The following is a 23,401-nucleotide window of genomic DNA, read 5'->3' on the forward strand; positions in this document are numbered from 1 at the left end:
CAGTTTTATGTGATGGAGCACAAGCCAGAAGACCCGGTGGCAATCAAGGCCGCGCACGAACAATTCGATTTCCTGGAAATCGTCGTGCGGGACGAGGATTACAAGACCGGCAAGCGCCAGCACCAGGCGTTGCAAAGCGGGCTTATGAAAAACGTGATGTTCGGCCGCAATGAGCGGGGCGGGCAAGTGTTCCATCAGTGGGTCGAGCGGCTGACCAGTGCCAGCGACGACGATCTGGTGCGCATCTTCGCCGCTGAACACGTCGCTGACGCGGCGGAATGACGGGCCCGGCCAAACGGGTCGTTGTCCTTGGTTCGGGCGGTGCGGGCCTGACAGCTGCGATCGCCGCCCATGACGCCGGTGCCCAAGTTTCGGTCTACGAGAAACACGGTCAGATCGGTGGGACAACCGCGTGGTCGGGCGGGATGGTTTGGATTCCCGGCAACCCGCACGAAGCCGGGCTTGATGTCGAGGACAGCCGCGAAAAGGCGCTGACGTACCTGATGGGGCTCTCGCACGACATGATCCCGCGCGATATGGCCGAAGCGTTCCTTGATGCCGGCCCGGCGATGATCCGCCATCTTGAGGCGAATGGACCGGTGCAGTTTCGTCCCATCCCCGACTTCCCGGATTACCATGCCGAGCATCCGGGCGGGATGCCGCGCGGCGGTCGCTCGCTCGACTGTCCGCTTTATCCCTTCGAAGAGCTGGGCGAATGGCGGGACCGGGTGACCCGCTCGCCCTATTATCCTGACCCGCGCTATTCGATTTTCGACACGCCGCTGGGCCAGGCACGGCCCGAGCCGGTGGCTGAAGCGGAATTGGAGCGCCGCGCGCAGCAAGACGAGCGCGGCAGCGGCCAGGCGCTGATCGGGCGGCTGCTGCGGGCCTGCCTCGATCGCGGGATCGAACCGGTAACCAGCGCGCGGGCGCTGCGTTTGGTAACCGAGGACGGCGCGGTTCGCGGCGTGATGGTGGAGATCGGCGGGCACGAAAGCTCCATCGCAGCCGATGCGGTGATCCTCGCCACGGGCGGGTTCGAATGGGACGACGAGCTAAAGCGCGCGTTCCTGCGGGGGCCGATGACCCATCCGGTCTCGATCCAGACCAACACCGGGGACGGCCTTAGAATGGCGATGCGGATCGGTGCCCAGCTTGGCAACATGCGCGAGGCCTGGTGGATGCCGGTCCACGAGGTCCCGCGTGAAGATGTCTCGACCGGAGTGGTGCTGGTCGCCGGGTCGCGCGCGCTGCCGCGCTCGATCATGATTAACCGCAAGGGGCGCCGGTTCGTCAACGAGGCGGCGAATTACAATGCCTTCGGTGCGGCTTTCCACGAGCATGATGTCAGTGCGTTCGACTATGCCAACCTGCCGTGCTGGCTGGTGTTCGATCAAGGCTATATCGACCAGTACGGGTTTGGCATGATGGGCGGCGTACCTGGCGAACCGCCGCCGCAGTGGGTGATGCGCGCCGACGGTCTGGCCGAACTGGCGCAGCGCCTTGGGCTGCCCAGGGGCGCGCTTGAGCAGACAGTTGAACGCTGGAACGGGATGGTCGCAGGCGGCCGCGATGAGGACTTTGCGCGCGGTGAGGCGGCGCATGACATCTGGTGGGGCGATCCCGACCACCGCGGCAGCGTTTCGGCCACGCTCGGCCCGCTCGAACATGGTCCGTATTACGCAATCGAGATCAAGAGCGGCGCGCTTGGCACCAAGGGCGGACCCAAGACGGACCGCAACGCCCGGGTGCTCAACGTGGATGGCGCGCCGATCGATGGACTTTATGCAGCAGGCAATGTGATGGCGAGCGCGATGGGCATGACGTATGGCGGACCGGGCGGCACGATCGCGCCGGGGATGGTGTTCGGGTTTGTCGCCGGGCGCCACGCCGCAGGCGATCCGTTCTTTGTAGAGGCCGCAGCATGAGCGGGGCCTATCTGGGCAAGGGCGTTGTCGTCACAGGTGCAGGTGGCGGGATGGGGCGTGCGATCGCGCTGGCCTTCGCGCGTGAAGGCGCGCACGTGATTGCCGCGGATATCATCGAGGCGGGACTGGCAGAAACGCGCGCGCTGCTTGGCCAGGGCGATGGATCGCTGACGACAATGCTGTGCGATGTGCGTGACGAGGCGGGCATTGCAGCGCTGGTGGACAGTGCTGCGATGCGCGCGGGCAGGCTTGACGTGATGGTCAACAACGCCGCCGTGCTGGGCAGCTGGGTGCCCATCGCCGAGCAGGAGCGCGCGACGCTTGACCTGGTAATCGACGTCAACCTCAAAGGCACGGTGCTGGGCATGAAACAGGCGCTGCGCCACATGATCCCAGCGCGCGCGGGAGTGATCATCAACCTGGCTTCGGTGCAAAGCTTTCGCGTCGCGTATCCAGGCGCTGCCTTTTACGCCGCGAGCAAGGCGGCCGTCGTATCGCTGACCCGGTCAGCGGCGCTTGAAAACGGCCACCATGGTATCCGGGCGGTTGCGATCGCTCCCGGCCCGATCGACACACCGATGCTGCGCAGCACCGGGGGCGATTGGCCGCCACCGATCGTCGAGCAGGTGCCGCTTGGCCGTGTTGGTGAAGCCGGGGAAGTTGCCGCCGCTGCGCTATGGCTGGCATCTGATGCCGCCTCTTACATCAGCGGGGCAACGCTGCCAGTGGATGGCGGCTGGCTGGCCCCATAGAACGGACTGCGGGAGCCGGTTCATCAGCCAAATGAGGGGCGGTGATTGCTTTCGTTCCAATCGACCCGGCCGGCCCAGTCGCGCATCGTTTCCAGCTTGCCGTCCAGTTCGGGGAAGCGTTCGTAGACGTGGTCCATATCGACCGCGAAGGGCCGCGTCGGCGCGGTGTTGTTGTATTCGTAGAAGGCGGCGATCCCGGCGGCAAAGGCGTCACGTTCAGCCTCGGCCATGTTGTCGCCCGCTGCGTCGACCAGATAGCGACCAAACTCTGCCGGCGTGCACGGATCATATTTGATCGGTTTGCCCAGGGTATCGGACAGGATCTGGGTCACCTGCTTGCCGACCAGCCGCTCCGGCCCGCCGATGTTGACCCAGGCGCCTTCCATATCGGGCCGTTCGAGCGAGGCGAGCATGAACCGCGCGACATCATCGAGGCTGATCCAGTTGGCTTCCAGCGACGGGTTGTGCGGATAGACGTAGCGCCCCTCGTTCATGATGAACGGGCGCGCCCAGTTGGTCAGTAGGTTATCCATGAACAGCACTGATCCGAACACCGTGCCTGGCGCACCTGAGCGCCACAGGGCGTTGATCCCCGCCGTGTTGCCAGCGTAAGTATGGGCATCGCCGGGCTTGTCGGGGATCCAGCTTGACGTGTTCCAAACCACGCGTTTGACATTCAGGGCTGCAGCCGCAGCGCCGATCTGGCCGACCAGCACTGCCCGGTCGGCGCGGGCCTGCAGCGGATGGGTGTAGAACACAAAGTCGCTCCCTTCGAGCGCGGGGCGGTAACTGTCCTGATCGTAAAGGTCGATCGGGCGTACTTCGACCGTTTCGACACCCGGGAACGATGATCCGGCAAAGGGATCGGCGCTGCGCGACAGGGCCCTGACATCATAACCTGCTGCCAGTGCTTGCCGCACCTGCGCCATGCCTTGCCGTCCGCTTGCCCCTACCACCGTAATCAGTGCCATCGCCTGCTTCCTTGTTCCGCGTGATTGCCTGACCCTAGGGCATCGCTGCGCGGCGCGCGCTCGGCGAAATTGATAGCCGTGCAGATCGGGGTTTGCCCCTATGGTCGGTGGGCAGAGGGAGAACGATCGTGGTCAACCGTTTCTGGAGACTGGATACTCGGCCGGCCGGCAATGATTTCGCCGCGGCGCTTTCGCTGCAGCATGGCGCATTGGCCGAAGTACAGGATGGCGAGATCGTGATCCGCAATCGCTGGTTGTCGATGGATGCCGGTACCCGAATGTGGATGACCGACCGCACCGATGGCTATCAGCCGCCTTTGCCACTAGGCGCGCCGATGATGGGGCTGGTGCTGGGCGAAGTGATCGCATCGCGCACAGCCGGCTTTGCCGCGGGCGATCTCGTTCGCGCGTTCGGAACATGGAGCGATTACAGTGTGGTCGACCCGGTCATGGCCGGTGCGGTAAAGCTTGATCCCTCGGTTGCGGACCTGCGCGATTATTTCGGGCCGCTGGGCATGAACGGCTGGACCGCGCTGTGGGGTGTGGAGCGGACCGGCGCAACGCAGACGGGCGAGGCGCTGGTCGTTTCCGCTGCAGCCGGGGCGACCGGGCTTCTTGCTTGCCAGATTGGCCGGATCCTTGGCGGTGAGGTTTACGGCATCGCCGGCGGCACGGAAAAGTGTGCGATGCTGGTTGATCAATTCGGCATTGCCGGCGCCTTCGATTATCGCGCGCCAAAATTGCGCGAGCGCCTTGCGGGAATTGATGGCGGGATCGACGTTTATTTCGACAATGTCGGCGGGCCGATCCTGGAGGACGTACTGGCCAACATGGCGCTTTACGGGCGCGTTGCTGTTTGCGGCCTGATCGCGGAATACACCGCTGATCAGCCGCGCGGTCCGGCAAACTTTGATCAGGTGTTGATGCGGCGGTTGCGGATCGAAGGGTTCTTCTCGCCCGATTTCATGGATCAGGGCGCGGCGCTGACCGACCGGCTGCGCGGCTGGGTGGATCGCGGGCTGCTTGCCATGCCATATGACGTCACAGCAGGGCTTGAAAACACGCTGACGGCCTATGCCAAGCTGTTCACCGGCAGCAATGTCGGCAAAGTGATGGTGGAGATTGATTGATGGGACTGAGCCTTGAGGACAAGGATGCGATCCGCGATGTGCTGACGGTCTATGCCCATGCGATCGACCGGCGCCGCTGGGACCTGATGCCGCAGCTGTTCCATCCCGATGGAACCTTCGCCTTCGGCCCGGTCCAGGGCGGTTGGCAGCAATTCGTCGAACAGGCCCGCGGCGTGATCGAACCGTGCGTCGCGACCCATCATCAGCTTGGCCAGGTTTTGATCACTGCCGATGGCCCGGATGCGGCGCAGGCTGAAACATACATGACCGCGATGCACATCGTGCCCGCCGGGTATCCATTGACCACGGTTTTTCCCGATCGGGGCGAGGACTATTCGGCAATCATTGCCGGACGCTATGTCGACCGGCTTGTGCGCCATGATGGGGGCTGGCGGATCATGCAGCGTATCGGCATCTATGACTGGCGCGAGTTTCGCACGATTGGCGAGGCCAGCCTGTCGGCAGTGCCGGACGATGCCCGCGGCGCACATCACGCCGGGGATCCTGCATGGGCAGTGGCGCAGGCGTTTTACTGAAGGCCGGTCAACTGCTGGCCAGGATCGTGTAAACCCCGGTCATTGTCATCACCACTTCATTGCCACGGCGGATTTCGCCGCTGGCATAGGCTATGCGCTTGCCTTTGCGGTCAAGCCGGCAGCGCGCCTCCAGCCAGTCTCCTGTGCGGGTGCCGGACAGGAAGTTGACTGTCAGCGAATTGGACACGACCTGCAATTGCGGGCGCTCGCTGTCATGGACGATGAATGACAGCGCCACGTCGGCAAAGGTTGCCAGCACCCCGCCGTGTGCAACGCCGACATAGTTGGCGTGGCTTTCGGTCACGCGCAGGCCGATTTGGCGTCCTTCTTCGCCGCGTCCCAGGTAATAGGGACCGGACAGGTGCAGAAAGCCGGGAGAGAAATCGGCTGGCACAAAACCGGCGGGAACATCGTTCATCAGTCACCTCGATATGCGCACCGTGGCGCAAGACTGCGGCGGGCAGCACTATGAATAGTGCCAATGGCCGCTAGGTGCCAAGTTCCTAGACACTGGCACGATGGCACAAACCCAAGCAGAGGCAGGGCCGCTGGCGCCTGAATATCAGACCGTGGCCGCAGCGGTACGCGCGCATGCGCAGGGCAACCCTGATGGCATGGCGTTCACCTTTGGCGACGAGGTGATGTCCTTTGCCGGCCTCGATAGCGGCGCGAACCGTGCGGCCAATGGCTTGCTGGCGCTGGGTTTGGGCAAGGGCGACCGGATCGCTTACCTCGGCAAGAACATCCACCTGTACTTTGAAGTACTGCTGGGCGCGCTCAAGATCGGGGCGGTGATGACCCCGGTCAACTGGCGGCTTGCCCCGCCCGAACTGGTCTATGTGCTGGGCGATTGCCAGGCCAGAGTGCTGTTCGTCGGCGCAGGCTTTGCCGATCTTGTGGCCAAGGCGCTGCCCGACTTGCCGCACATCGAGAAGATTATCGGCATCGATGCACCGGACATGGCGGCGACCGACTACCGCACTTGGCGCGATCAGTTTGCAGCAGGCGATCCGCACCGCGAAAGCGGGATAGAGGATGACGCGATCCAGCTTTACACCTCGGGCACCACCGGCTTCCCCAAAGGCGCGATTTTGACCAACCGCTCGATCCTCGCTTCGCGCCCTTCGGCCGTCGCGCCGGAAGACTTGCGCCCGTGGCAAGTGCCGATCCCGGGCGAAGTCACGCTGCTGGCCATGCCGTGCTTCCACATCAGCGGTACCGGGACAGGGCTTGGCTCGATGTTCGCCGGGACAGGCGCGATCGTGCTGCCCGAATATGATCCGGCCAAGGCGCTTGAAATGATCGAAACCTATCCGATCTCAAAAATCTTCATGGTGCCGGCCGCGATCCAGATCATGCTCAACCATCCGCGGGTGGCTGAGGTCGATTTCGGGCGGCTCAAGTTCATCACCTATGGCGCTTCGCCGATCCCGCTCGATCTGATGCGCGCGGCGATGGACCGGTTCGGCTGCGGTTTCGTGCAGATGTACGGGATGACCGAAACCAGCGGCACGATCGTGACGCTCGACCCCGAAGATCACGTCAGCGAAGGCAGCCCGCGGATGCGCTCGGTGGGCAAGCCGCTGCCCGGGGTGGAAATCAAGATCATCGACACCGCAGGGGTCCAGGTCGGCCCGCGCGTGGTGGGCGAAATTGCCACCCGCAGCGTCAAGAACATGAAGGGCTACTGGAACAAGCCCGATGCAACCGCGACCACAATCGACGCCGAAGGCTGGCTGCGCACAGGCGATGCCGGATACCTTGACGAAGACGGCTATCTCTACATTCACGACCGGGTGAAGGATATGATCATTTCAGGCGGCGAAAATGTTTATCCGGCGGAAGTGGAAAACGCGATCTATTCGCACCCAAAGGTCGGCGACGTCGCCGTGATCGGCGTGCCCGACGCCAAGTGGGGCGAGGCGGTCAAGGCCTGCGTCGTGGTCAAGCCCGGCCAGGCGCTGAGTGAGGCCGAGGTCATCGCCCATGCCCGCCAGCACGTTGCCGGGTACAAATGCCCCAAGACCGTCGATTTCATTCCCGCGCTACCCCGCAATCCTTCGGGCAAGGTACTGCGCCGGGAATTGCGCGCGCCCTATTGGGAGGGGCGCGACCGCGCGGTGAATTGATCGCTCGATGCTCCATCCGCCACGCCAGGTTGCCTACTTCGTGCCGGATATCGCGGCGGCAGCGCGCGCGCATCACGATGCCTTCGGGTCGGGGCCGTTCTTTTTGATCGAACACATCGCGCTGTCGCGGTCGGAGCATCGCGGTATGCCGCGCACTCTCGATCACAGCAGCGCTTACGGCCAGTGGGGCGATGTGATGGTCGAGTTTGTGCAGCAGCATAACCCGGACCGCAGCGCCTATCATGACATGTTCCCGCATGGCGGCGGCGGGCAGGGCCTGCACCATATCGCGCTGTTCGTGGATAACCTTGCCGCGGCGGTAGAGCGTCACGCCGCGGCTGGCCGTCCGCTGGCGCAATGGTGCGAAACGCAGAGCGGCACCGCCTTTGCCTTCGTCGATGCTCGGGCGCAGCTGGGTCATATGATCGAGCTTTATGAGCCAAGCGACCAGCTCACCGGGTTTTACGCCATGATCGAAGCGGCGGCCCAGGGTTGGGACAGGCGCGATCCAGTGCGCCGCATCGGATAGCTGTAGACCAGGAAAGGGAGTGGAAACATGCCGGGAGAAGCGCAAAATGTGATCGAGCGGTTCTGGGCCGTGCAGGACAGCGGGGATTACACCCGCCTGGTCGATCTGTTCGCCGAAGACGCGGTAATCGAAGACCCGGTCTATGGAACGTACCGCGGGCGCGAGGAAATCCGCGCGTTCATGACCAAGATGGTCGCGGTGATGGGCGAAATGAAAATCACCTTCACTCTGGATGAGGTGTGCGGCGATGAACATGCGGTTTGGTCGCGCTGGACGATGCATTCGCCCGCCGGATCGCGCGGCGGGTGCGGCATCTACAAGGTGCGCGGCGGAAAGCTGACGTATTATCGCGATTATATGGACCCGGCGGAAAGCGAAGCCTAGGCGCGAAGGGCCAGGACAAGAACGGCGATGGCCAGCACTGCACACAGTGTCAAGAGTGCCGTTCTGACCAGGCTGTGGCGGCGGTTAATGTCGCTGTCATAGGCCACCACATCGATCCAGTAGCGGTCCGCGCCTTCTTTCTTCACTATCCCCTGGCTCAACATTTTTGACAACTGGCGGGCTTTTGCTCCGCTCGACGGTGTGAAGTTCACCGCCTGATCCGGGCGCACCGCATCCGACGAAAATAAATGGTGCTGGATTTCCCGCTTTGCCTTGGCAAAGACTGCTGCGACGGCTGTAGCCACGATTTTGCCCTCCAATCAGTGCAGCCTATATCAGCGGCCTTGGAACTTAAAGCGATGTTCGCGCTACAGCGCCCGATAGCGCGGATGTCCGCTCGCCGCGATTTCGAGCGTCGGCAATGGAAAGTCTGGGTTCGGAACAAAACCCGGTTGATCTGTCAGCTGCTGGCTCCAGTCGAGTATATAGGTCCGGCTGGAAATGCGCCACTCGTCGCCGCGCTTCTCGAATGCGTCGAGGTAACGGCCGCCATATAGGTTCCCGGCCAGCGTTCCATCGTCTTGCCGCTTCGCACCGGCGAAGATGCCATAGCATTCGCAATTTGCGCGGTCCGGGCCGATAAAATGAATGATCTGCCCGGCCAGCATGTGCCAGCGCCGGTCTGACTGGCGCTCGATCCCCATGACCACCGGCAGAAAATCGGCGGCCGTGCCTTTGAAAAAGCCGTAGTCGACAATTGCATCGGGCCAGTAGCAGCTCGCCTGCCCGGCATCGTCAAGCCAGTCGAGCGTGCGGGCATAGCGGGCAAGGACATCGCCGATCGCTTGCTTGTCGATCAGTTCCTGCAGCGCGCGGTCCATGTCAGGCGCTGTCATGGCCTGCTCGAATCCGCGATATCTGTGTGTTCCAATAAACCCTCCCGGCCTGCATCAAATCGCCAGTTCAGTCCCTGCTGATAGAAATCTATCTTGCCGCATCACACCATTGGCAGATTGGAGAGGCGGATGAGCCGTATCGGCATGATCGACCCGGCAGATTGGGATTATCGGCTTACGGCTGCCATTGATCCGGACAACCGCAGCCCGCTGGAACAGGGTTTGACGCGGTTCTTTGCCCATTGCCCAGACCAGGCGCTGGGCTTGATGTCGTTTGCCGGGTCGCTCAAAGCCGGGAGGACCTTGCCCGAACGGCTGGTCGAACTGGTCCGTCTGCGCGTGGCGTTTTTCAACCAGTGCCGCAGCTGCATGGCAATCCGTTATTCCGATGCCTTGGCCGACGGGCTGGACGAAGGAGCGGTCTGTTCGCTCGAACGCCCGCACGAGGCTGAAGGGCTGTCAGACGCTGAAAAGGCTGCGATCCGGTTCGGCGAGCTGATGGCGACCGATCATCTGGCAATCGGCGATGCGCATTTCGCCGAATTGCGCCGCCATTTTACCGAGGCACAGATCGTCGAACTGGGCATGACCTGCGCGTTCTTCGTCGGCTTCGGCAGGCTTGCAGCAACCTGGCACATGGTCGATGAACTGCCCGAAGCGTTCCAGGCCGAAGGATCCGTCACCCCGTGGGCCGCGCCCGGAATACAGGTGCGCTGAAGCGATGGCCGGCAACCCCTCCGTTCAGATAAATCTGTTTGATGCCAAGGTGCAGCAATGCCCCTATGCCGCCTACACAACCTTGCGTAACGAAGCCCCGGTATACCAGCAGCCAGGCACCAATATCTATATCGTTACCCGCTATGACGATGTCCGGCAGGTACTGACCGATCCAGCGGCGTTTCCGTCCAGCGCGGGCGATACGCCTTACCGCGCCAATACCGCCAATATCGACCGCGCCAAGAAGGTCGCGGCGCGGTTTCAGGACAAGGGCTGGGTGCCTGCGCCGCCGCTGGCCGGGCGCGATGATCCCGGCCACCGCCAGATGCGCGCGATGTTCAACGAAGCGTTCAAGCCCAGCCGCATCAAGCAGATCGATCCGTTGGTCGAACGGCTGGCCTATGACCTGATCGACAGCTTTCTGCCCGATGGCAAATGCGATTGGGTCAGCCAGTTCGCGATACCTCTGCCGCTTTATATCATCGGTGAACAGATGGGGGCAAAGCGCGAGGATATCTGGCAAATCAAGCGCTGGACCGACGCATTCTTCCACCGCATTTCGATGATGCTTCCTGAAGATCTGGAAATGGAGATGGTCGACCGCGAAATCGAGGCGCAACATTATTTCCAGCCGATATTCGAGCGGCTGCGCGCCAATCCCGACAGCTCGCTGATCAGCGTGCTGGTCAACACCGTGATCGAGGGGTGGGGCCGTCCGCTGACGGACAACGAATTGCACGCCGAAATGATGGCCGATACCTTTGTCGGCGGCAGCGAAACCACGACCAATGCGCTTGCCGCGGGGATGAAGCTGCTGATTGAAAACAAGGACGTTTGGCACACGCTGCGCAGCGATCCTGATCGCTATATGAAAACCTTTGTCGAGGAAGTCTTGCGACTGGAATCCCCCGTGCAAAGCCTGATGCGGTTCTGCGCCCAGGATATCGAGTTGAGCGGCACAGTCATTCCCGCCGGCGCGCTGGTCAATGTGCGTTATGCCGCCGCCAACCGCGACGAGCGCGCGTTTGACCGGCCCGATGAAATCGATCTGGACCGGCCGCGTGCCGGGGCGCACATGGCGTTCGGGTCAGGCGTGCACCACTGTCTGGGCGCGCCGCTGGCCCGGCGCGAATTGACTTGGGGTTTTACCGCCGTGGTCGACCGGTTTGCCGATATGCACTTTGCGCCCGGCCAGAACGATTTTTCCTATCACCCGCATTTCCTGCTGCGCAGCCTGAAAGCGCTGCACATCGAGTTTGAACCGAGGAAGGACTGAACCTGTGGCTACGCAGCTCAAACCGTCGGATGAGCAATCACGGATCGACCGGTCCAAGCAGCCGGAACCTTGCCTGTCAGACCGGCCGATAAGCGGTGACCGCTATTGGTCACACGATTTCATGAAGGCCGAATGGGACAGTATCTGGACAAGGGCCTGGCTGATCGGCGGGCTGGCCGAACAGATCCCGCAGCCCGGTGATTATTTCACTTATGACATCGGACGCGAATCGATCCTGGTTACCCGCGATGAGCAGGGTCAGGTCCGTGCGTTTTATAATGTTTGCCCGCACCGCGGAAACCGGCTGGTCGATGGGGAACAAGGCCATGCCAAGGCGATTGCCTGCGCCTATCACGGCTGGCGCTTTACCCCCGGTGGCGATCTCAAGTTCGCGCCGTGTCCAGAGGATTTCGCGGGCGGAAGTCCCTGCGGGAGAGTTCGGCTGAGCGAAGTGCGGTGCGAGGTGTTTGCCGGGTTCGTCTGGGTCAATCTTGATCCGCAGGCTTCGCCGCTGGCCGATCACCTTGGCCCGGTGATGCCGCAGATTGCCTGTTACCAGATGGAGAATATGCGCCGGACCCACTGGGTGACGCTGGAGGGTGATTTCAACTGGAAGATCGTTCAGGACAACTTCAACGAAAGCTATCACCTGCCATTCGTCCATCCGCAGACCCGCTACATCATGGAGCAGAGCTACAAGGACTGCCAGTTCGACCTTTATGCGCCGCAAGGCCATGCCCGAATGCTGATGCCGGGATCGCGCCCGTCACGCGCGCTGGCGGGGCATACCGACACCGTGCTGCAAATGATGGAGCGCGAATTGCGTTACTGGAACCTCGACCCAGAGGACTTTCGCCGCGACCCGCTGGCGATCCGCGCGGGATTGCAACAGGCCAAGCGCGCGGGGGGCGCGGACAAGGGTTATGACTATGCCCGGTTCCACGATGACCAGCTGACTGACCATTACCACTTCACGATCTTCCCCAATATCAGCTTCAGCCTGAAGCCTGACGGGTGCATCTGGCTGCGCGCCGATCCGCACCCGACCGATCCCGAACGCTGTCTGTTCGACATGTGGTATTTCACCTGGTTCCCCGACGGAAAGCAGGAATATTACAGCTATTCGATGGCCGAGACGGTCGATCTGACCAAGCCGGTGGAGCACAAGCGCGGAGTGGTTGGCGAATTGAGCTGCGGGCCGGGCATCGATCAGGACGTGTCGGTCTGGTCCAACCAGCAAAAGGGTCTGCGTTCGCGCGGGTACACCGGCGGGGTCCTGTCCGGGCAGGAAAGCCGGGTGCGGTTCTTTCACGATACCATAGACCGCTGGCTGGAGCGCGAATAGCGCGCGCTCAGGCGTTGTCCCGGTGCGCTGCCGCGCGCCCGGCGATATAGCCAAAGGTCAATGCCGGGCCCAGCGTTCCGCCGGCTCCTGCATAAACCCCGCCGGTCGGGCAGGCGATGGCATTGCCTGCTCCGTAAAGGCCGGGGATCGGCGCACCATCGTGGCCCAGTATGCGGGCCCGGGCGTCGGTCTGCGGCCCGCCGTTGGTCCCCAGCATGCCCATGTGAACCTCTACGGCAAAGAATGGCCCGACCTCGACCGTGCCAAGCGTGACCGCCGCACCATGGCGGGAACGGTCACCGTAGAAGTGGTCATAGGCGCTGGTGCCGCGCTGAAAATCGGGATCGCTGGCGGCGCGGGCGTGGCCGTTGAAGCGCTCGACAGTTGCGGTCAGCGCGGCTGGGTCGATGCCGGTCTTTGCAGCCAGTTCGCCAAGCGACGCTGCCTCTGTCACCCAGTCCGGCAGCGGCTGGCCGGGCATGGTGGTTTCGATCGGATAACGCGCACGGTACTGACTGTCGAACACCAGCCAGGCGGGCTGGTTGGGATAGGAATAACTTTGCGGGTCAAAGGCATGGAACGCTCCGGCCAGCGCTGAATAGTTCGCCGCCTCGTTGCAAAAGCGCCGACCCGCCCGGTTGACCATCAGCGAATGCGGCACCGTCCGCTCGATCAGCAAGGGCGATGCCCGCTGCTCGCCGCTTGGCCAGCGGCTGCTCGGCGGGGCCAGGGTGGGCGCCCACCATGCGCTGGTCATGTTGCCCAGTTTGGCCCCGGCCGCCATGGCCATAGCCAGCCCTTCGCCCCGCGCTGTGGGCGGGCTGGCTGGGTGGTTGGCTGGACCGCGCAGGAAGGTCTGGCGCAGGTCGGCATCCCACTCAAAGCCGCCGGTGGCCAGAATTACGCCGCTGCGCGCGCGCCATTCGCGAGTGCCGGCACCGTCCCGCACCACAATGCCCGTGATCCGACCCTCCTCGCGCAGAAAACGCAGCGTTTCTACGCCAAGGTCCGGCACGATTCCGCGATCCAGACAGGCCTTGAGCAGCCGCGCGACCATTGCCTGGCCAAAGCCGCATTCGCGCGATGCCATGCGCCGGCCGATCTCGTCGGGCGGAACCACGCCGCTGCCGCCGCCCAGCGGGGTTTCGCGCAGCATCATCGGCTTGGGTTCTTCGATTCCGTAAATCTTTGCAGCCCAGTCGCCTAGTCCGCCCAGCGAATACAGGTCATGGTCGAGCGCGCGGCCCCCCTGCGGCTTTGCCCCGGGCCGGTCGAGGTAATAGTCCGGATACCCGGGCAGGGGAACGACTTTCAGCGCGCCAATGCCTTCAAGAAAACCAAGCGCCTCGGGACCCATATCGATGAAGGCTTCTAACACATCGCTTCGCAGATCGCCGTGATCCAGCGCCCGGAAATAGGCCAGCGCCTCTTCCCGGCTATCGGGCAATCCGGCCGCGCGCATCTGCGGGTTGTTCGGCACCCAGATTACACCGCCTGACACTGCCGAGGTGCCGCCGACCCGGTCGAACCGTTCGACCAGACGAACCTTTGCCCCTGTATCATGCGCGGCCAGCGCCGCGGTCATTCCTGCAGCACCGCTTCCCAGCACCAGAACTTCGCAGTCTTCCATGGCGTGACAAAGCCTGATCGGGCTGCCGCACGGCAACCCTCCATTTTGGGGAGGTGCGCAGCGGCCCACGTCCATTTACGGATGCTGGACAAAGGAGCGGCACATGAAACTGCACGGCAAAATCGCGGCTATCACGGGGGGGACCGCCGGACTTGGGCGAGGCATAGCCGAGGCCTACCTTGCAGAAGGGGCGAGCGTGGCGCTGATGGCGCGCAATGCGGCCAAGGGCCAGCAAGTGCTTGATGAACTGGGTGTCGGAGGCCGTGCTGTGTTCGTTTCGGGCGATGCCATGGTACAAGGCGATGTCGAGGCTTTCATTGATGCCACCGTAAAACGCTTCGGGACAATCGATATTCTGGTCAACAACGCTGGCGGGGCGGGGGATCTGCAGCCGATGGTCAACCTGTCGGACGAAACCTTCGATCAGGCGATGAAGTGGAACGTCTATGCCACTTTCTGGGCAAGCCGGCGTGCGCTTAAAACTATGATCACGCAGAAAAGCGGGCGGATCATCAACATATCGTCGATGGAGGGCAAGCACGGCAAGGCGATCTTCACCGCATATACTGCCGCCAAGCATGCAATCATCGGCATGACCAAGTCCTTGGCACGGGAAGTTGGAACCGACGGGATCACGGCCAATTCGATTTGTCCTGGCCTAGTCATCACCGACATCATTCGCAGCAATGGCCCTGCCGTAGCCGAAACCATGGGTCTCACTTTCGAAGCGATGATTGATTTGTTCGCGCAAGAATCGGCAATCAAGCGGCCCAATACCGTCGAGGAAGTCGCCGCTGTGGCGGTGCTGCTCGCTTCGCCCGAAGGGGCAGGGATTACGGGCGCGTCGATCAGCGTCGACGGAGGCACTGCGCAGTATTAGGCGCGCCTATTCCTTTTGCATTGCCGCCATTGCCGCGCCGATTGAGCGTTCGATATCGGCGGCTTGCGGATTGCCGCGCAGCGTCAGTCCGCCATTGGGCTGGATGTTCTGTCCGGTAACGAACGCTTCGTCACTGCACAGCCACAGGCAGGCGTTGGCGACATCATCCGATGTGTTGAGCCGTCCCAACGGATAACGGGGCAGGAAAGCATCGACCAGACCCGGTACAGCAAACGACTGCGCGGTCATTGGCGATTCGGTGAAAGCGGGCGACACAGTGTTGGCCTTTATTCCGTATTGCCCGAAATCGTTGGCGACGCAGCGGATCAGCGCTTCGGCTCCGGTCTTGGTGCCGATGTAGGCGGCATGGTTGGGGATCACCGCCTTGGTCGTGGCCGATGAAATTGAAATCAGCGACCCGCCCGACGGACTCTGCTTGATCATCCGCTCGACAAAGGCCTGCAGGAAGTGGTGCACCCCGGTAAATTGCAGCGCGACGATCTGGTTGAGCTGTTCCTCGGTGATCTCCAACGTATTGGCGAGAAGCCCCCAGCCTGATGCATTGATTGCAGCATCAACCCGGCCCAGGTTTGCGACGGCTGCATCTGCGAGCGCCTGCACTTCCGCCCGGCTGGTAATATCGCACAGTGCATAGTGGCCGCCCAGTTCTTCAGCCAAATCGCGCAGCACATCCTCCTTGCGGCCCGCAACCAGCACAGTTGCACCCTCTGCGGCAAAGCGGCGGGCAATGGTCTGGCCCATGTTGTCTTTCGATCCGGCCCCCAGAACCACTGCTGTCTTGCCTGCCAGTCGCGCCATCGCCCATCTCCCAAAGTCTGATGCGCACGCTGTAGCGCGGACCGCGCTGGCGCGCCCTTCCCAAAAATGGGCATTGTCGCGGCCGGCCCTTGCAGCCGATAGCGTGCCATGAAGGAGAGCGAGCGATGTTTAGCGGACCTTTGGAAGACCGCGTGGCGATCAGTGAACTAAATGGCACCTATGCCGACGGCGTCGTGCGCGCCGATGCCGAAACCTGGGGCACTGTCTGGGCGGAAGAGGCGCACTGGAACCTGATGGGCATGGCTGTTGACGGCAAGGACGCGATCGTCACCATGTGGAAAGGCGCGATGGGCGGCCTGGAAGCAGTCAGCTTTCATTGCGTACCGTGCATGATCGAAGTGACTGGCGACACGGCCCGCAGCCGTGTCCAGACCCAGGAATACATGCTGACCAAAGAAGGCAAGACCCGCGCAATCGGCGGGCTGTATGAGGATGAACTGGTCAAGCGTGACGGACGCTGGCTGTTCTCGAGCCGCACGTTCCGCATCGTTGCCGAATACAATCCGCAAGGGGACTAGCCATGGCCAAAATCGTCATTTCCGCCCAGATCGACCTTGATCCCGCCAAGCGCGACGAGGCCCTGCGTTCCGCGCAGCCGTGGATCGACGGCGCGCTGTCGCAGCCGGGCTGCATCCATTATGACTGGAGCGCCGACATCAACAATCCCAGCCGCGTTAACGTGTTTGAGGAATGGGAAAGCGAGGACGCGCTCGCCAGCCATTTCGCTGGGCCGCAATATGCCGGAATGCTGGGCCATATCGGCCAGTCTGGCCTGATTGGCGCGGTCAGCCGCAAATATCGGGTTGACGCCGAAAGCCCGGTTTACGGTGACGACGGCAAACCGACCGAAAAGTTTGCCTAAAGCCTTAGCAGCTGCTTGCCGCGGTTTGCGCCGCTGAACAGCCGCTTGAGCGTATCAGGGGCGTTTTCGAAACCATGCTGGACGTCCTCGCGGTAGTTGAGGCGGCCATCTTTCACGAAGCCTTCCAGACGCTTGCGGATCTGCGGAAACTCAGCCGCCCAGTCGAGCACGATGAACCCGGCCATCGTGCCGCGGCGGAACACCAGATTGAAGTAGTTCTGCGGACCGGCAGGCAGGCTTCCGGTTTCGTAGCGGCTAATCCCGCCACAGATTACCACGCGCGCGCCGGTTGCGATTTGACCGAGCATGTCGTTGAGGATTGCGCCGCCGACATTGTCGAAAATGACATCCACCCCATGCGGGCAGTGCTCCTTGATCTGTTCGCGGACATTGCCAGCTTTGTAATCAATCGCCGCGTCATAGCCGGCTTCCTTGACCAGCCAGTCGCATTTGTCGGTACCTCCAGCGATGCCGACTGCGCGGCACCCAGCGATCTTGGCCAGTTGACCGACGATCGATCCGGTCGCGCCCGCCGCGCCGGATACCAAAACCGTATCCCCGGCAACCGGCTTGCCGACCTTGAACAAACCGCAATAAGCAGTGACGCCGGTCGTGCCGAGAACTGACAGAACTGCGGTAGGCGGAAGATCGGTTTCAATCCTGGTAAGGTCATGCCCGTCCGACACAAAATGATCGGTCCAGCCGGTAGAGCCGAATACCATGTCCCCCACGGTAAAACGCCCGCCATTGCTGGACACGACTTCGGCCACTGCGCTGCCGCGCATCACGTCACCGATAGCCATCGGCGCGACGTAGTCGGCGATGTTTTCCATCCAGCCTTTTTGCGCAGGGTCGAACCCCAGATAGTGCGTCTTGAACAGCATTTCGCCCGAGGCCGGATCGGGCAGGGTCACTTCGGCAAAGTGGAAATCGCCTTGTTCGATCCCGCGGCCGCGCGGATGTCCGTTCAAAAGCCATTGGCGGGCGGTGGTCGGCATGGGTCCAGGTCTCCGGTTCAGGCGGCGGTGTAGGCACCGCGATAAAGGGCGCTGTCAGCTGCATAGAAGTTGCAGTGAAAGCCGGAAGGTACGCGAAAGGGAATCTCGACTGTCGCCAGTGGCCCGGCGGAAATGCTGCGCGCGTCGAACACCGCTAGCTCACTGCCAGGTGCATTGGCACGGTGGACCAGCGTCATGGCGTATCCATCAGCTTCGTCAGCGGCGCCAAGACGTGGGGCAAAAATCAGCTCGCCAGCAGAAGCGCCCGCGCCGAAATGGTAGATATCCTCGGTCCCGGCCGCCGTGTCGAAGCGCAGCACCGCGTCCATGCCTTCGGCGCGCCCATCACGCGATTCCAGATTGATGTTGCCAAAGGCCTGGCGTGTTGGCCGGGTCATCAGGCGGTCATCAGGCCGGGGAAACTGGATGTCGCGATCGTTCAGGGTTTCTTCCTTGATCCAACCGCTGTTCGCCATGGGATCAATCGTCCACCGGCGCAGGCTTTGCAGGGTTTGGCCATGAGTGCGTTTTACCCCGTCCTGGTTGGGGAACAGGGCAGTGCCATTGGCGGCGGCGACATCAGCGATGATGTGGCCATTGGCGTCTTCCCAGACATTGCATTCGTGGAACATGTGGCGCGGATCGTATTCGAACCAGAGCACGTCCTTGGCGGTTCCATTGCGCGGCATGATCGCAATCTTGGTCGGACGATCATCGACCCACGCGGTCATCGGCCCGCCGGCCATGTAGCGATTGGGGTCGGTGTCGATCGGAATGATCGGAAAGACAACCCAGTTCTCGGTCACGAAGAAAGTATGGATAAGCGCGTGGTGCGGCACCTTGATCCGCTCGGCCTTTTTGACCGACCCGTCGGGGTTAATCACGTCATAGCGCAATTCAGGCTCACCTGCCGGCCCGTTGATCGACGCTCCGATGTTGATCAGTTCGCCGGTAAAGTGATCAACCTTGGGGTGCGCGCTGAACGTGGTCGTGATGGTGCCGTCATAATCATGCTCGCCCAGCGTATCGAGGTTGCGCGGATCCAGTTCGACGGCCGGCGCTCCCTCCATCAGCGCGAGCACCTTGCCGCCGTGGATGATTACGTTGGTGTTGGCGGTGTTGTAGCGCTTGCCCTGGACCGACGGGTCACACGTGAACGGGTTGCCGAAAGTTCCGAACAGGCGCTTTCCAGCAGCCCTTTCCAGTTCGAACTTATCGGTCCGGACCCAGCGGTTGCGCATCGCCACCCGCCCGTCAGCGATGTCGAAGGCATAGACCATGCCATCTCCGTCAAACCAGTGGTAGTCGCCTTCACGCGGCGGATAGAGCGGTTCTGGCCCGTTGCGCAGAAATATCCCGGCCAGATCGCGCGGCAGTTCTCCGCGCACGATCAGGTCTGGCGCATCGGCCTCAAACCTTTGGGGGGCGTGGTGTCCGCTCAGGAACGGGTGATCGAAAAAGGGTTCGGCCATGGTTTTTCTGCTCCACAGGCCTAGTGCAGCAAGGACGGCGGCGCTTCAGCTAGCAAAAGTAAGCGGCGAGCTTCGCGCGCGCAGGGGCCATAAGGGGGATGGACGCTAGAGGAGCTTGCTATGGCCGTCGCCACACACAAGACATTCTGCCGGTTCTGCCACGCCAACTGCGCGATGCTGGTTGACGTCGAAGATGGCCGGGTGAAGGCCGTGCGCGGCGATCCCGATGATCCAGAATATGGCGGCTACACCTGCATGAAGGGGCGTGAACTGCCGGATTCGCACAATGCTGCGCACCGGCTGCACCATTCGTTGGTACGCAGCGCCGAGGGAGACTTCCGCCAGACCCTCATGTCAGATGCGCTGGCCGGCGTTTCGGGCGAATTGCGCCGGATTATCGACACCTACGGTCCCGACAGCGTTGCCGTGTTTATGGGATCAGGGGGTTATCAGAACAGCGCTGCATGGGCTGCGTCCTATAGTTTTGCCCAAGCGGTGGGCACAAAACACTTCTTCACCTCGGTCACACTTGACCAGCCGGCAAAGGTTTTCACCACGGCACGCTATGGCAAGTGGGAAGGGGGGGTAAACAACTTCTCCGAAGCCGACGTCGCCCTGTTCATCGGCAACAACCCAATCGTGTCGCACTACGCGCCGGTTGGGGGTGTGCCGCCGTTCAGTCCGTCCAAGCGCATTCGTGACCGCAAAAAAGACGGCCTTAAACTGATTGTAGCCGATCCGCGCCTGGCCGAGGTCGGACAACTTGCCGACATCTACCTGCCGGTCAAACCGGGTGAGGATCCTGCACTGCTGGCGGGCATGCTCAATGTGATCATTTCTGAAGAACTATACGACCGTAATTTCGTAGCAGCGCACGTCGACGGGTTCGAGGACCTCAAGACGGCAGTGCAGGCTTTTCCGCCTGCAACAGCAGCCGAGCGAGCGGGCGTCGAAAAGGATGATCTGGTCCGTGCCGCGCGAATGTTCGCGAGCGGGTCTAAAGGGTGCGCTGTCACCGGGACCGGGCCCGAAATGGCAGGCAACGGCACACTGACCGAATACCTAGCCACCGCGCTCAACACCATCTGTGCTCGTTTCAAGCAGGAGGGCGAAAAGGCCAGCGCACCGCGCGTGTTCACGTCTCCGCGTGCACCCACGCGCGCCCAGGTCGCCGATCCCGTCGCCATGTATGGCGCACCCGGGATGGCCAAAAGCCGGTTCCGCGGGCTTGGACAGCTTGGCTTTGAAATGCCCTGCAACGTCATGGCCGATGAAATCCTGACTCCAGGACCAGGACAAATTCGTGCGCTCATTTCGGTGGGCGGCAATCCAGAGGTCGGTTTTCCTAACCAGCTCAAGATGCGCCGTGCGCTCGACGATCTGGAGCTGTTCGTCCAGGTCGATCCGTGGATGAGCGCCAGCGCAAAGCGCGCCGATGTGGTTCTGGCGCCCAAGCAGTGCCTGGAGCGCGAAGACATCACTAACCTTTCTGAATGGTGGCATGAACGCGCCTATGCCCGCTACGCCGAAGCCGTGGCCGAGGCGCCGGGCGACGTAATCGACGAATACGAAATGTTCTGGCACCTTGCCAAACATCTTGGTTTGCAGATGGAGCTTGCTGGCGGACCGCTGCCGATGGATGGCGATGCTCCGCCACCCAAACAGGTTTTTCTGGACCTGATGACCGAAGGTTGCCTGGTGCCGCCCAGTCAGGTGCGCGAAGATGCACGCAAGGCCGGAGGGGCGGCGGTGATCTACGACGATTTGCACCCGTTGATCGAGGCTGGCGATGCCGATGGCAGCAACCGGTTCGATCTGGCGGCAGGTGACATGCCGAAGCATCTGGAAAAATACAGTGCCGATGCCGCTCGAGCCGCCGGGTTTGATTTCCGGCTGATCTCGCGCCGGTCAAAACACCGCTTCAACTCCATCGGCCAGCCGCTCAAGAACCTGGGGCAAAAGGTCACCACCAACCCGGCCTATATTCACCCAGTAGACATGGCCAACCATGGGCTGAAGGATGGTGACATCATTGCGATCTCCTCGGCCCACGCAACTATCCACGGTGTTGCCGAAGCCAGTGACCGGGTCCGCCGCGGACTGATCTCGATGGCGCACGCCTTTGGCGACAGCGAGGCAGGCAAGCACAATGTGCGCGAGGTAGGCGGGTCGACCAACCGGTTGACAAGCGACGAAGTTGACTTCGATCCAGTGACAGGCATGGCTTTGCAAAGCGCGATCCCGGTACGGATCGCTGCTGCCTGACGGCAAAAGAAAGAAACGAGATTATGCTGACTAACCGCCGGTTTCTGCTCCGCCGCCGACCCCAGGGTGAGCCTGTGCCTGACGATTTCGAGCTGGTCAGCGAGGCGCTGCCCGTGTTGGACGAAGGGCAGTTTTTGGTTCGTAACCATTATGCCTCGCTTGATCCAGCCATGCGCGGCTGGATGGACGATCTTGACAGCTACATGCCGCCGATTCCGCTCGACGCAGCCGTGCGCGCCAGCACGATAGGTGTAGTCGAAGAAAGTCGGGCCGAAGGTTTTGCCAAGGGTCAATGGGTCATGGGACTTAATGCGCTGGAGGACTATTCGGTCTGCGCGGCGGGCGGCTTTACCCAACCGATCGATCCGGGCCTGGTGCCCAGCGTTACCAATTACCTGTCGCTGTTCGGCGCGGTTGGGATGACCGCCTATTTCGGCCTGTTCGACGTGTGCGAACCCAAGCCGGGCGATACCGTGCTGGTTACCGGCGCGGCTGGCGCGGTTGGATCGATCGTCGGCCAGCTCGCCAAGCTCCACGGTTGCCACGTGATCGGGATTGCCGGGGGCGAGGCCAAGTGCGCGCGGCTGACCCAGCGGTACAAGTTTGACGCAGCAATCGACTATAGGGGCAAGGACGAGGCAGCGCTGACCGCCGCCATTGCCGCTGCTGCGCCAGGCGGAGTGGATGTGATTTTCGAAAACGTCGGCGGGATCATTCTCGATGCCGGGTTGATGAACCTCAACATGCACGCAAGGGTCGGGCTGTGCGGGTTGATCAGCGAGTACAATAGCACAGAGCGGGTCGGAGCCCGAAACCTATGGCGCCTGATCGTAAAGCGCGCGTCGATCCGCGGGTTGCTCGTGGCGGACTACGTCGCCCGGTTCGGCGAAGGCGCGGCGCAGATGGGCCAGTGGGCTGCACAAGGCAAGATCGTAGTCGACGAGCATGTCGATGAGGGCCTTGAGAACACCTATGCCGCATTCATGCGGCTGTTCAGCGGGTCGAACCAGGGCAAGATGATCCTCAAGATCGCCTGATGGGCCAGGATCTGCTGGTTCTGTCGGGCGGACACCCTTACGATGAAGCGGCGTGGGATGCTTTTCTTGGCGCGCTCGACAGCTGGAATGTGACTCATCTCGTCCACCCGGAAGCTGAGCGTTTGGTCGGAGAAGGGCGCGCGGCAGGCGCGGACGCCATGCTGTTCTATGACATGGCGGGCTTCGACTTTTCCGATGGCGGCTTGGCAAGCCGCCCGCCAAGCGAAGCTTTCAAACAGGCAATCCTTGCGCGCTTTGCCGCCGGCCGCGGTGCAGTAGTAATGCATCACGCACTGGCCGGATGGGCTGACTGGCCGGAATGGGCAGAACTGCTGGGCGGGCGGTTCCTGTACCAGCCGGGCCAATTGCGGGGCAATGCGGTGCTTGATTCGGGCTATCGCCACGATGTCCAATACCAGGCAACGGTAGTGGCAGACCATCCAGTCACCCGCGGTGTGCCAGCAAACTTTTCAGTCACCGACGAGCTATATCTGGCCGAGGTATTCGAAGGTCAGATTTTTCCGCTTGTCAGGGCCGATCATGCGTTTGTGGCGGAAGGTTTCTTTTCTGCCGCAGCGGCAGTTTCCGGACGAATGTTTGACAATCAGCGTTGGGACCATCCGCCGGGCAGCAATTGCGTTGCTTGGGCCAAACGCGCCGGTAACGCCGACCTGGTTTATCTGCAATTCGGCGATGGACCGCAAGCGTACCAAAACCCGGCCATACGCAGACTGTTGGCCAACGCGCTGAACTTTACGGCAGCCGGTTCCTAACAAAATCACGCATCGCGCCGACGCATACTGCGGGACTAGAAGCAGGCGTGC

Annotated in this window: 25 protein-coding genes; 17 read left to right on the top strand and 8 right to left on the bottom strand. The window is 62.1% G+C overall.

All coding sequences use genetic code 11. From position 1 onward, the window contains the following. The 3 genes from Q0L62_RS08400 to Q0L62_RS08410 form a co-directional block, all read left to right on the top strand. The coding region (locus tag Q0L62_RS08400; RefSeq protein WP_296678827.1) for an SRPBCC family protein at positions 1-282 on the top strand (282 nt) is incomplete at its 5' end. Beyond that, the gene (locus tag Q0L62_RS08405; RefSeq protein WP_296678829.1) at positions 279-1,928 is read left to right on the top strand and encodes an FAD-dependent oxidoreductase; all 1,650 of its coding nucleotides are present in this window, start codon (positions 279-281) and stop codon (positions 1,926-1,928) included. The genes Q0L62_RS08400 and Q0L62_RS08405, both read left to right, overlap by 4 nt. Then, positions 1,925-2,680, top strand: coding sequence for an SDR family oxidoreductase (locus Q0L62_RS08410; RefSeq protein ID WP_296678831.1), 756 nt, complete (start codon positions 1,925-1,927; stop codon positions 2,678-2,680). Before Q0L62_RS08405 ends, Q0L62_RS08410 begins: the two co-directional genes overlap by 4 nt. 23 nt (positions 2,681-2,703) lie before the next feature. On the opposite strand, the gene Q0L62_RS08415 is transcribed toward Q0L62_RS08410, so the two are convergent. Next, positions 2,704-3,651 (bottom strand): SDR family oxidoreductase, encoded by a 948-nt coding sequence (locus Q0L62_RS08415; RefSeq protein WP_296678833.1) that lies wholly within the window; start codon positions 3,649-3,651, stop codon positions 2,704-2,706. A 128-nt stretch (positions 3,652-3,779) separates the two neighbouring features. Between Q0L62_RS08415 and Q0L62_RS08420 the strand changes: the two genes are divergently transcribed. Further along, entirely contained in the window at positions 3,780-4,781 is a 1,002-nt protein-coding gene (locus tag Q0L62_RS08420) for a zinc-binding dehydrogenase (protein WP_367183280.1), read from the top strand. Beyond that, on the top strand, positions 4,781-5,317 hold the full coding sequence (locus Q0L62_RS08425; protein WP_296678835.1) for a nuclear transport factor 2 family protein: 537 nt from the start codon (positions 4,781-4,783) through the stop codon (positions 5,315-5,317). The genes Q0L62_RS08420 and Q0L62_RS08425 overlap by 1 nt, the downstream gene beginning before the upstream one ends. A gap of 7 nt (positions 5,318-5,324) precedes the next feature. On the opposite strand, the gene Q0L62_RS08430 is transcribed toward Q0L62_RS08425, so the two are convergent. Continuing rightward, on the bottom strand, positions 5,325-5,735 hold the full coding sequence (locus Q0L62_RS08430; protein ID WP_296678837.1) for a PaaI family thioesterase: 411 nt from the start codon (positions 5,733-5,735) through the stop codon (positions 5,325-5,327). Between the two features lie 100 nt (positions 5,736-5,835). Here Q0L62_RS08430 and Q0L62_RS08435 point away from each other — a divergent pair, with 100 nt between their 5' ends. The 3 genes from Q0L62_RS08435 to Q0L62_RS08445 are packed head-to-tail and all read left to right on the top strand — an operon-like array spanning position 5,836 to position 8,359. After that, positions 5,836-7,446, top strand: coding sequence for a fatty acid--CoA ligase (locus tag Q0L62_RS08435; protein WP_296678839.1), 1,611 nt, complete (start codon positions 5,836-5,838; stop codon positions 7,444-7,446). A gap of 7 nt (positions 7,447-7,453) precedes the next feature. Beyond that, on the top strand, positions 7,454-7,975 hold the full coding sequence (locus Q0L62_RS08440; RefSeq protein ID WP_296678841.1) for a VOC family protein: 522 nt from the start codon (positions 7,454-7,456) through the stop codon (positions 7,973-7,975). Positions 7,976-8,002: 27 nt separating this feature from the next. Beyond that, the gene (locus Q0L62_RS08445; RefSeq protein WP_296678843.1) at positions 8,003-8,359 is read left to right on the top strand and encodes a nuclear transport factor 2 family protein; all 357 of its coding nucleotides are present in this window, start codon (positions 8,003-8,005) and stop codon (positions 8,357-8,359) included. Here Q0L62_RS08445 and Q0L62_RS08450 read toward each other — a convergent pair. Together Q0L62_RS08450 and Q0L62_RS08455 are read right to left on the bottom strand one after the other, a co-directional pair. Further along, positions 8,356-8,679, bottom strand: coding sequence for a hypothetical protein (locus tag Q0L62_RS08450; protein WP_296678845.1), 324 nt, complete (start codon positions 8,677-8,679; stop codon positions 8,356-8,358). The genes Q0L62_RS08445 and Q0L62_RS08450 overlap by 4 nt on opposite strands. Before the next feature lie 48 nt (positions 8,680-8,727). Next, positions 8,728-9,255, bottom strand: coding sequence for a nuclear transport factor 2 family protein (locus tag Q0L62_RS08455; protein WP_296678847.1), 528 nt, complete (start codon positions 9,253-9,255; stop codon positions 8,728-8,730). Between the two features lie 129 nt (positions 9,256-9,384). Between Q0L62_RS08455 and Q0L62_RS08460 the strand changes: the two genes are divergently transcribed. From Q0L62_RS08460 to Q0L62_RS08470, 3 genes are read left to right on the top strand one after another with little or no spacing between them, the layout of a single operon-like run. Continuing rightward, the gene (locus Q0L62_RS08460; RefSeq protein WP_296678848.1) at positions 9,385-9,972 is read left to right on the top strand and encodes a carboxymuconolactone decarboxylase family protein; all 588 of its coding nucleotides are present in this window, start codon (positions 9,385-9,387) and stop codon (positions 9,970-9,972) included. A 4-nt stretch (positions 9,973-9,976) separates the two neighbouring features. Continuing rightward, the gene (locus tag Q0L62_RS08465) at positions 9,977-11,248 is read left to right on the top strand and encodes a cytochrome P450 (RefSeq protein WP_296678850.1); all 1,272 of its coding nucleotides are present in this window, start codon (positions 9,977-9,979) and stop codon (positions 11,246-11,248) included. 4 nt (positions 11,249-11,252) lie between these two features. Continuing rightward, positions 11,253-12,593 carry an aromatic ring-hydroxylating dioxygenase subunit alpha gene (locus Q0L62_RS08470; RefSeq protein WP_296678852.1) on the top strand — a complete coding sequence of 447 codons (1,341 nt, stop codon included), beginning with the start codon at positions 11,253-11,255 and terminating at the stop codon, positions 12,591-12,593. Positions 12,594-12,600: 7 nt separating this feature from the next. Here Q0L62_RS08470 and Q0L62_RS08475 read toward each other — a convergent pair whose 3' ends face one another. Next, positions 12,601-14,223 (bottom strand): FAD-dependent oxidoreductase, encoded by a 1,623-nt coding sequence (locus tag Q0L62_RS08475; RefSeq protein ID WP_296678854.1) that lies wholly within the window; start codon positions 14,221-14,223, stop codon positions 12,601-12,603. A 103-nt stretch (positions 14,224-14,326) separates the two neighbouring features. On the opposite strand from Q0L62_RS08475, the gene Q0L62_RS08480 reads away from it, so the two are divergent. Next, a complete protein-coding gene (locus tag Q0L62_RS08480; RefSeq protein WP_296678856.1) occupies positions 14,327-15,103 on the top strand; it encodes an SDR family NAD(P)-dependent oxidoreductase in 777 nt (258 codons plus the stop codon). A 6-nt stretch (positions 15,104-15,109) separates the two neighbouring features. Here Q0L62_RS08480 and Q0L62_RS08485 read toward each other — a convergent pair whose 3' ends face one another. Continuing rightward, positions 15,110-15,922: an SDR family NAD(P)-dependent oxidoreductase gene (locus tag Q0L62_RS08485; RefSeq protein WP_296678857.1), complete on the bottom strand. Its 813-nt coding sequence runs from the start codon at positions 15,920-15,922 to the stop codon at positions 15,110-15,112. Between the two features lie 125 nt (positions 15,923-16,047). Here Q0L62_RS08485 and Q0L62_RS08490 point away from each other — a divergent pair, with 125 nt between their 5' ends. Then, positions 16,048-16,461 (top strand): nuclear transport factor 2 family protein, encoded by a 414-nt coding sequence (locus Q0L62_RS08490; protein WP_296678859.1) that lies wholly within the window; start codon positions 16,048-16,050, stop codon positions 16,459-16,461. A 2-nt stretch (positions 16,462-16,463) separates the two neighbouring features. Then, positions 16,464-16,805, top strand: coding sequence for a putative quinol monooxygenase (locus tag Q0L62_RS08495; protein ID WP_296678861.1), 342 nt, complete (start codon positions 16,464-16,466; stop codon positions 16,803-16,805). Here Q0L62_RS08495 and Q0L62_RS08500 read toward each other — a convergent pair. After that, the gene (locus tag Q0L62_RS08500; protein ID WP_296678865.1) at positions 16,802-17,803 is read right to left on the bottom strand and encodes an NADP-dependent oxidoreductase; all 1,002 of its coding nucleotides are present in this window, start codon (positions 17,801-17,803) and stop codon (positions 16,802-16,804) included. The two genes, Q0L62_RS08495 and Q0L62_RS08500, sit on opposite strands and share 4 nt — an antisense overlap. A 17-nt stretch (positions 17,804-17,820) precedes the next feature. Beyond that, positions 17,821-19,275 carry a carotenoid oxygenase family protein gene (locus Q0L62_RS08505; RefSeq protein ID WP_296678867.1) on the bottom strand — a complete coding sequence of 485 codons (1,455 nt, stop codon included), beginning with the start codon at positions 19,273-19,275 and terminating at the stop codon, positions 17,821-17,823. Between the two features lie 120 nt (positions 19,276-19,395). Between Q0L62_RS08505 and Q0L62_RS08510 the strand changes: the two genes are divergently transcribed. From Q0L62_RS08510 to Q0L62_RS08520, 3 genes are read left to right on the top strand one after another with little or no spacing between them, the layout of a single operon-like run. Next, positions 19,396-21,540: a molybdopterin-dependent oxidoreductase gene (locus Q0L62_RS08510; protein ID WP_296678869.1), complete on the top strand. Its 2,145-nt coding sequence runs from the start codon at positions 19,396-19,398 to the stop codon at positions 21,538-21,540. A 23-nt stretch (positions 21,541-21,563) separates the two neighbouring features. Then, entirely contained in the window at positions 21,564-22,577 is a 1,014-nt protein-coding gene (locus Q0L62_RS08515) for an NADP-dependent oxidoreductase (protein ID WP_296678871.1), read from the top strand. Next, positions 22,577-23,350 carry a ThuA domain-containing protein gene (locus tag Q0L62_RS08520; RefSeq protein ID WP_296678873.1) on the top strand — a complete coding sequence of 258 codons (774 nt, stop codon included), beginning with the start codon at positions 22,577-22,579 and terminating at the stop codon, positions 23,348-23,350. Before Q0L62_RS08515 ends, Q0L62_RS08520 begins: the two co-directional genes overlap by 1 nt. Positions 23,351-23,401: the final 51 nt, after the last annotated feature.

This window comes from Novosphingobium sp., assembly GCF_024642085.1.
Classification (GTDB): Bacteria; Pseudomonadota; Alphaproteobacteria; order Sphingomonadales; family Sphingomonadaceae; genus Novosphingobium.